The sequence below is a fragment of the Bacillus velezensis genome, assembly GCF_001461825.1.
GTDB classification, from domain to species: Bacteria; Bacillota; Bacilli; order Bacillales; family Bacillaceae; genus Bacillus; species Bacillus velezensis.
The window spans coordinates 416,225-429,554 of sequence record NZ_LLZC01000019.1 but is presented as its reverse complement, the minus strand read 5'-3'; the positions used below and the strand labels follow the sequence as shown (position 1 = coordinate 429,554).

The 13,330-nt window shown below is 46.5% G+C and carries 11 protein-coding genes; 10 read left to right on the top strand and 1 reads right to left on the bottom strand.

The features are described 5' to 3' along the window. Positions 1-32 precede the first annotated feature (32 nt). Both AR442_RS12605 and AR442_RS12600 read left to right on the top strand, forming a co-directional pair. Positions 33-1,946, top strand: a complete 1,914-nt coding sequence (locus AR442_RS12605; protein ID WP_014417593.1) for a heavy metal translocating P-type ATPase — start codon at positions 33-35, stop codon at positions 1,944-1,946. A gap of 112 nt (positions 1,947-2,058) precedes the next feature. Then, positions 2,059-3,153: a M24 family metallopeptidase gene (locus AR442_RS12600; RefSeq protein WP_014417594.1), complete on the top strand. Its 1,095-nt coding sequence runs from the start codon at positions 2,059-2,061 to the stop codon at positions 3,151-3,153. A 57-nt stretch (positions 3,154-3,210) separates the two neighbouring features. Here AR442_RS12600 and AR442_RS20990 read toward each other — a convergent pair whose 3' ends face one another. Beyond that, complete coding sequence (locus AR442_RS20990; RefSeq protein ID WP_014721086.1) at positions 3,211-3,336, bottom strand: hypothetical protein; 126 nt, start codon at positions 3,334-3,336, stop codon at positions 3,211-3,213. Between the two features lie 98 nt (positions 3,337-3,434). Here AR442_RS20990 and AR442_RS12595 point away from each other — a divergent pair, with 98 nt between their 5' ends. The 8 genes from AR442_RS12595 to AR442_RS12560 all read left to right on the top strand — a co-directional run bounded on the left by AR442_RS12595 (position 3,435) and on the right by AR442_RS12560 (position 13,257). Continuing rightward, positions 3,435-4,400 (top strand): LacI family DNA-binding transcriptional regulator, encoded by a 966-nt coding sequence (locus AR442_RS12595; protein WP_014417595.1) that lies wholly within the window; start codon positions 3,435-3,437, stop codon positions 4,398-4,400. 50 nt (positions 4,401-4,450) lie between these two features. Beyond that, positions 4,451-5,317 carry a glucose PTS transporter transcription antiterminator GlcT gene (gene glcT / locus AR442_RS12590; protein WP_012117426.1) on the top strand — a complete coding sequence of 289 codons (867 nt, stop codon included), beginning with the start codon at positions 4,451-4,453 and terminating at the stop codon, positions 5,315-5,317. Positions 5,318-5,548: 231 nt separating this feature from the next. After that, positions 5,549-7,645, top strand: coding sequence for a glucose-specific PTS transporter subunit IIBC (gene ptsG / locus AR442_RS12585; protein ID WP_014417596.1), 2,097 nt, complete (start codon positions 5,549-5,551; stop codon positions 7,643-7,645). Positions 7,646-7,741: 96 nt separating this feature from the next. Then, positions 7,742-8,008 (top strand): phosphocarrier protein HPr, encoded by a 267-nt coding sequence (locus AR442_RS12580; RefSeq protein ID WP_003154654.1) that lies wholly within the window; start codon positions 7,742-7,744, stop codon positions 8,006-8,008. After that, a complete protein-coding gene (gene ptsP / locus AR442_RS12575) occupies positions 8,008-9,723 on the top strand; it encodes a phosphoenolpyruvate--protein phosphotransferase (RefSeq protein WP_014417597.1) in 1,716 nt (571 codons plus the stop codon). The genes AR442_RS12580 and ptsP overlap by 1 nt, the downstream gene beginning before the upstream one ends. A gap of 87 nt (positions 9,724-9,810) precedes the next feature. Further along, positions 9,811-10,050: a splAB operon transcriptional regulator SplA gene (splA, locus tag AR442_RS12570; RefSeq protein WP_003154646.1), complete on the top strand. Its 240-nt coding sequence runs from the start codon at positions 9,811-9,813 to the stop codon at positions 10,048-10,050. Between the two features lie 84 nt (positions 10,051-10,134). Next, positions 10,135-11,163, top strand: a complete 1,029-nt coding sequence (gene splB, locus AR442_RS12565; protein ID WP_003154644.1) for a spore photoproduct lyase — start codon at positions 10,135-10,137, stop codon at positions 11,161-11,163. Positions 11,164-11,289: 126 nt separating this feature from the next. Beyond that, entirely contained in the window at positions 11,290-13,257 is a 1,968-nt protein-coding gene (locus AR442_RS12560) for a methyl-accepting chemotaxis protein (RefSeq protein WP_032863836.1), read from the top strand. Positions 13,258-13,330: the final 73 nt, after the last annotated feature.

Sequence of the window (13,330 nt, the reverse complement as noted above, 5' to 3'; positions counted from 1 at the left end):
TTTGCGTTCTCAATTAGAGAGGAGAATTCATAATGAATGAACAAGTGATGACACAAACCCATTCACAACAGCACATACAAGAAGAGCGGGCCGGAAAAAAGTGGCTCCAGCATGCAGAACTCATTGCGGCGCTCGTATCCGGCGTCCTTATTCTTGCGGCCTGGTTTTTTACCGAAACAAAAGGCCTGTCCGTCACTTTGTATATCCTTGCCTTCCTGATCGGGGGATTTGCAAAAGCGAAAGAGGGAATTGAGGATACCATTGAGACGAAGGCGTTAAATGTGGAACTGCTGATGATTTTTGCGGCTGTCGGCTCCGCCCTGATCGGTTACTGGGCGGAAGGCGCTGTTCTTATCTTTATTTTTTCGTTAAGCGGCGCGCTCGAAACATATACGATGAATAAAAGCAGCCGTGATTTAACCTCTTTGATGAAACTGGAACCGGAGGAAGCGACTCTGCTTGCGGACGGACGGGAAAAGCGGGTGCCGGCTGCTGAACTTAAGATCGGTGACATGATCGTCATTAAGCCGGGCGAACGCGTAGCGGCAGACGGGATCATTGAGTCTGGCGTGACGAGCCTCGATGAATCGGCGCTTACGGGTGAAGCGATGCCGGCGGAAAAAACAGCCGGAGATTCTGTGTTTACAGGAACGGTAAACGGAAACGGCTCCTTAACGGTCCGTGTGACGAAAACAAATGAACAGTCTTTATTCAGAAAAATCATCCGGCTGGTGGAATCAGCCCAAAACAGCGTGTCACCGGCTCAGGCATTTATTGAGCGGTTCGAAAGTGTCTATGTCAAAGGCGTACTGTTAGCCGTGGCTTTGCTTTTATTCGTTCCTCATTTCGCTTTAGGCTGGAGCTGGAGTGAAACCTTTTACCGGGCGATGGTGTTTATGGTGGTCGCCTCCCCGTGCGCGCTTGTCGCTTCTATTATGCCCGCTGCGCTTTCCCTTATCTCAAATGGGGCCCGCAACGGATTATTGGTTAAAGGAAGTGTGTTTTTAGAGCAGCTGGGAAGCGTACGGATGATCGCTTTTGACAAAACCGGCACGGTCACTAAGGGACAGCCGGCAGTCGCGGCATTTCAAGCTGCGGAAAATGTGAGTGAAGATGAGATCATGCAGGCGGTGTATGCGATAGAAAAGCAATCAAGCCACCCGCTTGCAAAAGCGATAGCTGAATTCGCCGAAAGCCGGGGCGCCGCGCCCGCAGGACATTTATCGATTGACGAGACGTCCGGATTCGGTGTTCAGGCTGAAATAGAAGGCGTCAAATGGATGGTCGGAAAAGCGGGATTTGCAGGTGAAGATGCGGCAGATGCTTTTTTGCAAACATCGGGAAAAGAATTAAAGGATAAAGGCTTTACACTGGTCTTTGTTAAAAAAGATGACCGGATTGCGGGCTGCTTCGCCTTAAAGGATCAAATCCGACCTGAAGCCAAAGCCGTGATGGCTGAGCTTGAATCACTGGGCATTAAAACAGCCATGCTCACCGGCGATCAGTCTGAAACTGCGGCTGCCATTGCAAAAGAGGCGGGCATGACGACGGTTGTTGCCGATTGTCTGCCGGACCAAAAGGCAAAAGAAGTGAAGAAGCTGAAAGAAACGTACGGCACAATCGCCATGGTGGGAGACGGCATTAATGACGCGCCCGCTCTGAAAACCGCTGACGTCGGTATTGCGATGGGCGGGGGAACGGACGTGGCTCTTGAAACGGCTGACTTAGTCCTTATGAAAAATGATCTTCACAAGCTTGTGAAAATGTGCAGACTCTCAAGGAAAATGAACCGGATTATTAAGCAGAATATTGTTTTCTCGCTCTCGGTCATCTGCCTTTTGATCTGCGCTAACTTTCTGCAGGTGATGGAACTGCCGTTTGGCGTGATCGGGCATGAGGGGAGCACGATTCTGGTCATATTGAACGGACTGAGATTATTAAAATAAACATGACAGCCGCACACGGGCGGCTGTTTTTTTAATGTTCGTTCACAGCATAAACGCCGGAAAACTGATAGAATGAATAAAGAGTCACTTTGGTAAGGAGGAAAAGCAAAAAATGAACAGATTAAAACGTGTTTCATCTTGGCTGAAAAAAGAAGGACATGATGCGGCGTTTATACATACAAAGGAAAACGTATTTTATTTAACTGATTTTTACACGGATCCGCATGAGCGGTTAATGGGATTGTTCTTGTTTCAGGAACAGGAGCCGTTTTTCGTTTGTCCGGGAATGGAAGCCGGACAAGCCCGAAGCGCCGGGTGGGAGCATGGTATTATCGGCTACGGCGATCACGAAGATCCGTGGGAGCTGATCAAAGCCGAGCTCACAAAACGAAATGTGCGGCTTGATTCCATCGCGGTTGAAAAGGATTCGATCTCTCTTTCCCGCTCAGAACAGCTCAAACAAGCTTCAGGGGGCGCGGCATTTGTTTCGGCAGAAGAAACGCTCAACCAATTCCGTCTCGTAAAAGATGAGAAGGAAATCAGCATTCTCAGGGAAGCGGCAAAACTCGCGGATTACGGAGTTGAAGTCGGTGTCGCGGCGCTTAAAGAGGGTGTGAGTGAAACCGAAGTACTCGCGCAGATTGAGTTTGAGCTGAAGAAAAAAGGCGTGCAGGGCATGTCATTTTCAACGATGGTGCTGTTCGGGGAAAAATCAGGCCAGCCCCATGGAAATCCGGGTGCAGACCGGTTGAAAAAAGGCGATTTCGTTCTGTTTGATCTGGGCGTTATTCTTGACGGCTACTGTTCAGACATTACGAGAACATTCGCATACCAATCAATCAGCCCGAAACAGGAAGAGATTTACGAAACGGTGCTTAAAGCTGAACAGGCGGCGCTTCAATTAAGCAAACCCGGCGTCAGAATCGGCGATCTTGATTTAAAAGCCCGCGGCATTATTGAAAAAGCCGGATACGGAGACTATTTCCCGCACCGCCTCGGCCACGGACTCGGGATTTCGGTTCACGAATATCCATCAATGAGCAGCGCGAACGACACACTCCTCAAAGAAGGCATGGTCTACACGATAGAACCGGGGATTTACGTGCCGGATGTCGGCGGCGTGCGCATTGAAGACGATGTGTTCGTCACAAAAGACGGCGCCGAAGCATTAACGCAGTATCCGAAAGAATTAACGATTCTGAAATAGAAAGCTTTGTGATAAAAAAGGACGGTTCTGGAACGCAGCGTCCTTTTTTATCACCTTTTAAATGAAAAAATCATCAAAATGCTGAAATGGTTTGATGTCATGCTTTTCATTCAGGGGCCGCATGGCAAGGTAACTGCCGCCGACTATGGCCAGACACAAACCGATTAAGCAAAGAATCCCCATCGCTGTTCTTCTCCTTTCAAACGAATAGGCTGTATCTGTTTCTAGCTTACTGTATGAAACGCATTCCAGATCAAGGGAAAAAAGAAAGGGGGGACGCCATGGCTACGATCAGAGACATTGCCGGCGCTGCCGGGGTTTCCGTTACCACGGTATCAAGAGTGTTAAACGATCATCCTTATGTAAGTAAGGACAAAAGAGAAAGAGTGAAAAAAGCGATGCAATCGCTCGGATATACGCGCAACATTCATGCTGTGCATTTATCCAAAGGTTTTTCCGATATGATCGGCGTTGTGCTTCCGTCGGTGAATCTGCCGTATTTTGCAGACCTTGTTGCAGGTATTGCCGAGGCTGCCGAAGCGTCAGGCGTGCATCTTTCTTTATACCAGACAGATTATCAGGAGCAAAAAGAACGTTTTGCTTTATCACAATTACAGGAGCGCCAAGTGGACGGCCTGATTATCTGCTCCAAAGCAATTCCTGATGAGCATCTGCTTACCGTGAAAGAACCGCTCATCCTCTGCCAGTACACTGATGCGGCGGGGCTTTCCTCCATCAGTAATCCGCATCGGGAAGCATTTCGGCACGGTCTGGATTATCTGATAGAAAAGGGACACCGGAAAATAGCGATCAGCCTGGCCAGAAAAAAGGGAAAAAACAGTCAAGTACGCATTGCCGCATACAAAGAGGCGCTGAAGAAGATCGGGCAGCCTTACAGGGAAGAGCTGGTTGTGGAAAAGGCGCTGACGCTGCTTGACGGGAAAGCCCTTTTTCATAGATGGAAGAGCTGGGATGACAAACCGACTGCGCTGTTTGCAGCGAATGATCAAGTATCCGCAGGTCTTTACCTTGAAGCCAAGGCAAACGGGACACGCATCCCGGAAGAGCTTGCGATTTTGAGCATCGACAATCATGATATCAGCAAGATGTTAGGTATTTCCACAATAGATATACAAACAAAAGAAATGGGAAAGCAGGCTTTTCACATGCTTGAGAACCGGATCAGCGGCGGGCCTCCGGCAAGGAAAGTTCTTGATTACCGCCTTATTGAACGATCAACCGTCTAAAAAAAGAATTGACGCGCTTTCCGTTCGTTTTGTACGATATGAGGTATTGAATGACAAAGGAGCTGAGGATCATGAAGGGGTCCTTTACAGTTGAAAAGGTATTAAATAACAATGTGCTCATCGCAACACATGATAGATACAGTGAGGTCGTCTTAATCGGAAAAGGGATCGGCTTTGGAAAAAAACAAGCGGATGTCATTGAAGATAAAGGGTATGACAAGATGTTCATCTTAAAGGATGAAAAAGAACAAAAACAATTTAAAAAGCTCCTCGGTTATGTGGACGAGACACTTGTCGACATCTCCAATGACGTCATTTATCATATCAAGAAGCGGACAAGCCAACCGTTAAATGAGCATATCCATATTGCGCTGACTGACCATATCGCCTTTGCGGTAAAGCGGCTGCAGCAGGGTTTTGACATTAAAAACCCGTTTCTCATGGAAACCGAAACGCTTTATCCGGAAGAATTCCAAATTGCCCGTGAAGTCGTCGGCATGATTAATGAAAAGACGGGAATCTGCCTTCCGGAAGGAGAGATCGGCTTTATCGCTCTGCATATCCATTCCGCCCTGACGAATCGGCCCCTTTCAGAGGTCAATCAGCATTCACAGCTGATGTCCCGCCTCGTTCAGGTGATTGAGGAATCTTTCCAGATGAAAGTGAATAAAGAAAGCGTCCACTATTTGCGGCTGATCCGGCATATCAGATTTACCATAGACAGGATTAATCGGGAAGAGCAGACAAAAGAACCAGAAAAGTTAATGTTATTATTGAAAAATGAATACCCGCTATGCTACAATACTGCTTGGAAACTGATAAAAATCTTGCAGCAAATACTGAAAAAACCAGTTCATGAGGCGGAAGCGGTTTATCTCACGCTTCATTTGTACCGATTAACCAATAAAATTTCATAATTTCAGTTGAAACCTTAAAAACGTGTCACTGATTCGATCAGGCATGAGTGATTGAGGGTAAAAAAACGGGAAGAACGATCCCGTTATTTTGCACACCCTTTTTACTCATGCCTTTTTTGTTGTGTAAAAGGGCAAATGTAAACGGTTAAACTGAAGACTTGCGCCAGTGAATTCGTTGTCATGAATTTTCGCTGTAAGGTCACACTAGCTAACAGAGGAGGTACATCTTTTATGTTTAAAGCATTATTCGGCGTTCTCCAGAAAATCGGCCGTGCTCTTATGCTTCCGGTTGCGATTTTACCGGCTGCAGGGATCTTGCTTGCGTTAGGGAATGCCATGCAGAACAAAGATATGATTCAAGTCATGCATTTCTTAAGCAATGATAACGTTCAGCTTGTGGCGAACGTCATGGAAAGCGCCGGCCAAATCGTATTTGACAACCTGCCGCTTCTTTTTGCAGTAGGGGTTGCGATCGGTCTTGCCAACGGAGACGGTGTTGCCGGAATCGCGGCTATTATCGGATACTTGGTCATGAACGTATCCATGAGCGCCGTGCTTATGGCAAACGGCAGTATTCCGTCTGACAAAATTGAACGGGCAAAGTTTTTTGCGGAAAACCATCCGGCCTATATTAACATGCTGGGGATACCCACTTTGGCGACGGGCGTGTTCGGCGGTATTATCGTCGGGGTTCTGGCCGCGTTATTGTTCAACAAGTTTTATAAAATTGAACTTCCGCAGTACCTCGGATTCTTTGCGGGTAAGCGGTTCGTCCCGATTATCACATCAATTTCCGCATTAATTCTCGGTCTTATTATGTTAGTGATCTGGCCTCCGATCCAGCACGGTCTGAATTCCTTCTCCACGGGTCTTGTGGAAGCGAATCCAACCTTGGCGGCCTTTATTTTCGGGATGATTGAGCGGTCATTGATTCCGTTCGGTCTTCATCACATTTTCTACTCGCCGTTCTGGTATGAATTTTTCAGCTATAAAGATGCCGCCGGAGACATCATCCGCGGAGATCAGCGGATTTTCATGGCTCAGATCAAAGACGGCGTGCAGCTGACGGCGGGAACATTTATGACGGGGAAATATCCGTTTATGATGTTCGGTCTTCCGGCGGCAGCACTTGCAATCTATCATGAAGCGAAGCCTGAAAAGAAAAAACTTGTAGCCGGAATCATGGGTTCTGCCGCTCTGACAAGTTTCTTAACGGGAATTACCGAGCCGCTTGAATTCTCATTCTTGTTTGTGGCTCCTATCCTGTTTGCGATTCACTGCGTTTTCGCGGGGCTTTCCTTTATGGTCATGCAGCTGCTGCATGTAAAAATCGGTATGACCTTCTCAGGCGGTCTGATTGACTACTTCCTGTTCGGAATTCTGCCTAACCGGACGGCTTGGTGGCTTGTCATTCCGGTCGGCTTAGGATTAGCCGTCATTTACTACTTCGGTTTCCGGTTTGCGATCAGAAAGTTCAATCTGAAAACGCCGGGCCGTGAAGAAGAGGCTGCGGATGAAGGTGCGGGCGCCTCAGGCGAAGCCGGCGACCTTCCTTATGAAATCCTGCAGGCAATGGGTGATCAGGAAAACATTAAGCACCTTGACGCTTGTATCACGAGACTCCGCGTTACGGTCAACGACCAGAAGAAAGTGGATAAGGCCCGTCTGAAACAGCTTGGCGCCTCAGGCGTTCTTGAAGTCGGAAACAACATTCAGGCCATTTTCGGCCCGCGTTCTGACGGTTTAAAAACACAGATGCAGGATATTATCGCCGGACGCACGCCGCGCCCTGAACCGAAAGTATCCGCGCAAGAAGAAGTCAGCCAGCAGGTTGAAGAGGTTATCGCAGATCCGCTCCGAAACGAGCAGGGTGAAGAAGTGTTCGCTTCTCCGATCACCGGCGAAATCCATCCGATTACTGATGTGCCTGACCAGGTGTTCTCAGGAAAAATGATGGGTGACGGTTTTGCGATTCTTCCTGAAGAAGGAATCGTCGTATCGCCTGTCCGCGGAAAAGTGCTGAATGTTTTCCCGACAAAACATGCGATCGGCCTTCAGGCTGACGGCGGAAGAGAGATCCTCATTCATTTCGGAATCGACACAGTCAGCCTGAAAGGCGAAGGATTCACTTCTTTTGTTTCTGAGGGTGACCGGGTTGAACCGGGGCAAAAGCTGCTTGAAGTTGATCTTGAAGCGGTTAAACCTCATGTTCCTTCATTAATGACACCGATTGTCTTTACAAATCTTGCCGAGGGTGAAGCGATTTCCCTTTCGGCCGAAGGTACCGTAAAACGGGAACAAAAAGATATTGTGAAAATCGGAAAATAAGCATATAAATACGCCGTGCTTGTCAGATGACAAGTACGGCTGTATGATATAATATTGTGTAGTAAAATAGCTTTAATTTAAAGGAGAATGATAATCATGGCACAAAAAACATTTAAAGTAACAGCAGATTCCGGAATCCACGCTCGTCCTGCGACAGTTCTTGTACAGACTGCAAGCAAATACGATGCTGACGTAAACTTAGAATATAACGGCAAAACAGTAAACCTTAAGTCAATCATGGGCGTTATGTCTCTAGGTATCGCTAAAGGCGCTGAAATCACAATTTCCGCTTCAGGCGCTGACGAAAACGATGCTCTTAACGCTTTAGAAGAAACAATGAAAAGCGAAGGACTCGGCGAGTAATGCAAGAATTAAAGGGAATAGGCGCTTCAGCCGGAATTGCGATTGCGAAAGCATACCGGCTTGAAGAGCCGGACTTAACGGTTGAAAAGAAAAACATTGCTGATGCTGCGGCTGAAGTAAGCCGTTTTGATGAAGCGATTGTACGTTCTAAAGAAGAGCTTGAAAAAATTAAAGAGCATGCTTTAAAAGAACTGGGACAAGACAAAGCTGACATTTTCTCCGCGCACCTTTTAGTTCTGAGTGATCCTGAGCTGTTGAACCCGGTAAAGGAGAAAATCAGCACCGATTCAGTCAATGCTGAATTCGCTCTGAAAGAAACAGCTTCCATGTTCGTTACTATGTTTGAATCAATGGATAACGAGTACATGAAAGAGCGTGCGGCGGATATCCGTGACGTAACAAAACGTGTGACGGGGCACCTGCTGGGCGTGGAAATTCCGAACCCGAGCATGATCTCAGAAGAGGTTGTTATCGTGGCTGAAGATTTAACACCGTCTGATACGGCGCAATTAAACCGCCAGTTTGTAAAAGGTTTTACAACTGATATCGGCGGACGCACTTCACACTCCGCGATCATGGCCCGTTCGCTTGAAATTCCGGCTGTTGTCGGCACAAAAGCGGCTACAGGGACAATTGAAAACGGTGTTACGGTAATCGTAGACGGCATCGATGGTGATGTGATCATCGATCCTTCCAGTGAAACGTTAAAGAAATATGAAGAAAAGCACAGTGCTTACCTGGCGCAAAAAGCTGAGTGGGCGAAGCTCGTAAATGAACCGACTGTTTCTAAAGACGGCCATCATGTAGAGCTTGCCGCAAATATCGGCACACCTGACGATGTAAAAGGCGTTCTTGAAAACGGAGGAGAAGCTGTAGGGCTTTACCGTACGGAATTCCTTTACATGGGACGCGACCAGCTTCCGACGGAAGAGGAGCAGTTTGACGCTTATAAAACGGTTCTTGAGCGTATGGAAGGAAAATCAGTTGTCGTGCGGACATTGGATATCGGCGGCGACAAAGAGCTTCCATACCTGCAGCTCCCTAAAGAAATGAACCCGTTCTTAGGCTACAGAGCCATCCGCCTTTGCCTTGAAGAGCAAGAAATCTTCAGAACTCAGCTTCGTGCGCTGCTTCGTGCAAGTACATACGGAAACTTAAAAATCATGTTCCCGATGATTGCGACAGTAAACGAGTTTAAACAGGCGAAAGCGATTCTTCTCGAAGAAAAAGAAAAACTCGTTGAAGCCGGCGTAGCGGTTTCTGACGATATTGAAGTCGGTATGATGGTAGAGATTCCGTCTACAGCCGTTATCGCAGATCAGTTTGCCACAGAAGTTGACTTCTTCAGTATCGGAACAAATGACTTAATCCAATACACGATGGCTGCTGACCGCATGAACGAGCGCGTAGCTTATCTGTATCAGCCATACAATCCGGCGATTCTTCGTCTGATCACCCTTGTTATTGAAGCCGCTCACAAAGAGGGTAAATGGGTCGGCATGTGCGGAGAAATGGCGGGAGACGAAATTGCGATTCCGATTCTTCTCGGCTTAGGCTTAGATGAGTTCTCAATGAGCGCTACATCCATCCTTCCGGCAAGAACGCAGATCAGCAAGCTTTCTAAAAAAGAAGCTGAATCATTCAAAGAAACAATCTTGTCTATGAGCACGACAGAAGAGGTTGTCGCATTCGTTAAAGAAACATTCAATAAGTAATACAAAAGCCAGACGGTGTAAGCCGTCTGGTTTTTTTCATATTCGGAAAAAAGGGGGGAACAATAACTTTCAACAGGAGGGATTATCATGACAAAATCATTTGCAGCGGGGGATACGGTCTATGTGATTTACCGCAATCCGCATGCCGCCAATGTTGCCCATATTAAAGAGGCGGAGATCGTCCATCACCCGTATCACGAGGGAGAACTGTCTCTGTTTTTATACGAAACCTATCATCCGCTGGCCGAAGATGACGCGGTCTTTTCGACATATGAGGAAGCGGAAGCGCTTTACAGCGAGCTTTTTGAAGAAGACCGATATCATTGATCAAAGGAAATGTTTACAACGCATATTCACTCTCTTTTCAACGGAAAGTAACAACATGAGAATATGTAAAGGGAGTGTCTGTCTATGCTGAAGCCGTTTGTGCCCCAGCTTGTTTATATTGAACCGAGAGCGCTCGAATACCCGTTAGGACAAGAGCTGAAGAATAAGTTTGAAAACATGGGGCTTGAGATCAGAGAAACGACATCGCATAATCAAGTCCGGAATATTCCGGGAAAAAATCACTTGCAGCAATACCGGAACGCGAAATCAACATTGGTAATCGGCGTCCGGAAAACACTGAAATTCGATTCTTCAAAGCCGTCCGCCGAATATGCCATTCCATTTGCGACGGGCTGTATGGGGCATTGTCACTATTGCTACCTGCAGACGACGATGGGGTCAAAGCCTTACATCCGGACATATGTCAATGTGGAAGAGATTCTGGATCAGGCTGATGAGTATATGAAAGAACGGGCGCCGGAATTTACAAGATTTGAAGCCTCTTGTACATCTGATATCGTAGGAATCGATCATCTGACACATACATTAAAAAGAGCCATTGAACATTTCGGACAAAGCGAATTGGGACAGCTCAGATTCGTGACTAAATTTCACCACGTCGATCATTTGCTTGATGCAAAACATAACGGAAAGACTAGGTTCAGATTCAGCATCAATGCGGATTATGTCATTAAAAACTTTGAACCGGGAACTTCTCCGCTCGACAAACGGATAGAAGCCGCCGTCAAAGTCGCTAAAGCGGGCTATCCGCTCGGTTTCATCGTGGCGCCGATTTATATTCACGATGGCTGGGAGGAAGGCTATAAGGAACTGTTTGAGAAACTTGACGCGGCGCTTGATGAAGACGTTCGGCATGACATCACATTTGAACTGATCCAGCACCGTTTTACAAAACCGGCCAAACGGGTGATTGAGAAGAACTATCCGAAAACAAAGCTTGAGCTTGATGAAGAAAAGCGCAGATACAAATGGGGACGCTACGGAATCGGCAAGTATATATACCAAAAAGACGAAGAGCATGCTTTAAGGGAAACACTGGAGTCTTATATCGAAACCTATTTCCCTAAAGCGAAAATCGAATATTTTACGTAAGGCGGAGCTGTCGGCATGACAGCTCTTTTTTTGCTGCGCCAAATGGCGGGAATTTTTGATATTTATTTCAAGGTTTATTCATTTTCTTGGCCGAAAGACCGATATAACTCTCAGGAGGGGATGGTTATGTTTAAAAAAATGCACATCAAAATTGCTGTGTTTGTATCGGTAATGCTTATCGTAACGGTTGTTTTTTTAACGGTTTCTTCATATTTGACATTAAAGCCGATGATGACGGAGGAAGCAAAACGTACGACAGAGAATGTCACCAATTCACTCGGTCAGAACATTGAGCTTCAGCTGAAAAATGATGAGACCGTATTAATGAGATTAGCAGACGGTGAATTGTCCCGGTCTTTTCTATCAGATGGGAAGAAAGAAACCGCGCGGCTTTTTAACGATGAGTTAAAACAGATCGGACAGAATGACAAATATGTCGCGCTTGCGTATGTCGGAACCGCAAACAAACAAATGTTTACATATCCAAAGGCCGAATTTGCCAAAGACTATGATCCGACAAATCGAACGTGGTATAAGATGGCGGCCGAAAAACCCGATAAAGTTGTCTGGACTGATCCTTATAAAGATGCAGTGACGGGAGACATGATTGTGACGGCGTCAAAAGCCATTCAAAACAGCGGAACCGTCGTCGGAGTGGCGAGCTTAGATCTGAAGCTGTCCTCCATTCAGAGCATGGTCAACGAGCAAAAGGTTCCATATAAAGGATTTGCGTTTTTGGCGGATGAAAACGGTTCTCTGCTGGCGCATCCGGAAAAACAGGGAAAAAATATTTCGGAAGATCAGACGTTAAAAGACATCACTACGGATAAAGAAGGCATCAAAGAGCTGCAGGGGAACATGGTCGTCTACCAAACGGTAAAAGAAACAGGGTGGAAAGTCGGAACGCAGTTTGAAAAAGATCAGCTGATGGGAGTAGCCGACAAAATGAACACGGTGAGCATTTTTATGTCACTGATCGCCCTTGTGATTACGATCGGACTCAGCTATTTACTAGCAAAAACGATAACCGGGCCGATTCAGCAGCTGATCGCCAAAACAAATTCAGTCTCAGCCGGAGATTTAACCGTCCGCGCCCAGACGAAATCAAAAGATGAAGTAGGCGAGTTAACAAAAGACTTTAATCAAATGGTTGAAAATATGAAAGAGATGGTCGAACAGGTTAAGGCCTCCTCAGAAAATGTGTCTGATACATCTGACCAGCTAACCGTCATTTCACAAGAAACAAATGAAACGAGCGGACAAATCGCAAAAGCGATAGAGGAAGTCGCCGCCGGAGCGACAGAGCAAGCGTCAGAGGTTGAGACGATCAACGAAAAATCAGAAAATCTCTCAGTCAAAATAAAAGGAATCGCAGATCGCGCGGGCAGCATAAAACAACTCTCAAAATCTTCAGAGGATGCCAGCTACAAAGGATTGGACGCGCTCGGGCAGCTGCTGATGAAGTCAAACGAAGCCAATTCAGAAACGAAAAAAGTAGAGGCAATGCTGAATGACCTGGAAGAACAAACGAAAAACATAGAAGAAGTCGTGACGGCAATATCCGCCATTTCAGACCAGACGAACCTCTTGGCGCTGAATGCGAGCATTGAAGCCGCAAGAGCGGGAGAAAGCGGCCGGGGCTTTGCCGTCGTCGCGGAAGAAGTCCGAAAGCTTGCTGAACAATCAGCTCTTTCTTCCGGCCATATCAGTGAGACGGTCCGTCTGATTCAATCTGAGACAAAAGAAGCGTCACACGCGATGATTGAGGCAAGCAGAATGAATGATGAACAAAACAGCGCCATTCATGAAACGGGTGAGGTCCTCAATCTGATTACGACGGAAATGCAGTCTCTCGTTCAAGGTATAGATCATATTTACAATGACATTCAAAAAATGAGTGAAGAACAAGCCGCGATTCAAGAAGCGATTCAAAGCATCTCCGCCATTTCTCAAGAATCTGCGGCAGCGGCGGAAGAAGTGAATGCTTCTACTGATGAACAGCTCGTTACGCTTGAAAAAGTGAAGCAATCGACTGATATGTTAAAGAGCGCAAGCGAAGATCTGATCAGCGCCATTTCTAAATTCACTTTGTAATGCGGTCTCTATCAGCCTATAATATGGTAATATAGACATGGAAGAATAAATACTATGAATCGCATAAGGGGAG

What these genes read in the sequence shown, in the direction of transcription:
- AR442_RS12605 (WP_014417593.1), top strand. Translation starts at nt 33, where the DNA reads ATGAATGAACAAGTGATGACACAAACCCATTCACAACAGCACATACAA.
- AR442_RS12600 (WP_014417594.1), top strand. Translation starts at nt 2,059, where the DNA reads ATGAACAGATTAAAACGTGTTTCATCTTGGCTGAAAAAAGAAGGACAT.
- AR442_RS20990 (WP_014721086.1), bottom strand. Translation starts at nt 3,336, where the DNA reads ATGGGGATTCTTTGCTTAATCGGTTTGTGTCTGGCCATAGTCGGCGGC.
- AR442_RS12595 (WP_014417595.1), top strand. Translation starts at nt 3,435, where the DNA reads ATGGCTACGATCAGAGACATTGCCGGCGCTGCCGGGGTTTCCGTTACC.
- glcT (WP_012117426.1), top strand. Translation starts at nt 4,451, where the DNA reads ATGACAAAGGAGCTGAGGATCATGAAGGGGTCCTTTACAGTTGAAAAG.
- ptsG (WP_014417596.1), top strand. Translation starts at nt 5,549, where the DNA reads ATGTTTAAAGCATTATTCGGCGTTCTCCAGAAAATCGGCCGTGCTCTT.
- AR442_RS12580 (WP_003154654.1), top strand. Translation starts at nt 7,742, where the DNA reads ATGGCACAAAAAACATTTAAAGTAACAGCAGATTCCGGAATCCACGCT.
- ptsP (WP_014417597.1), top strand. Translation starts at nt 8,008, where the DNA reads ATGCAAGAATTAAAGGGAATAGGCGCTTCAGCCGGAATTGCGATTGCG.
- splA (WP_003154646.1), top strand. Translation starts at nt 9,811, where the DNA reads ATGACAAAATCATTTGCAGCGGGGGATACGGTCTATGTGATTTACCGC.
- splB (WP_003154644.1), top strand. Translation starts at nt 10,135, where the DNA reads ATGCTGAAGCCGTTTGTGCCCCAGCTTGTTTATATTGAACCGAGAGCG.
- AR442_RS12560 (WP_032863836.1), top strand. Translation starts at nt 11,290, where the DNA reads ATGTTTAAAAAAATGCACATCAAAATTGCTGTGTTTGTATCGGTAATG.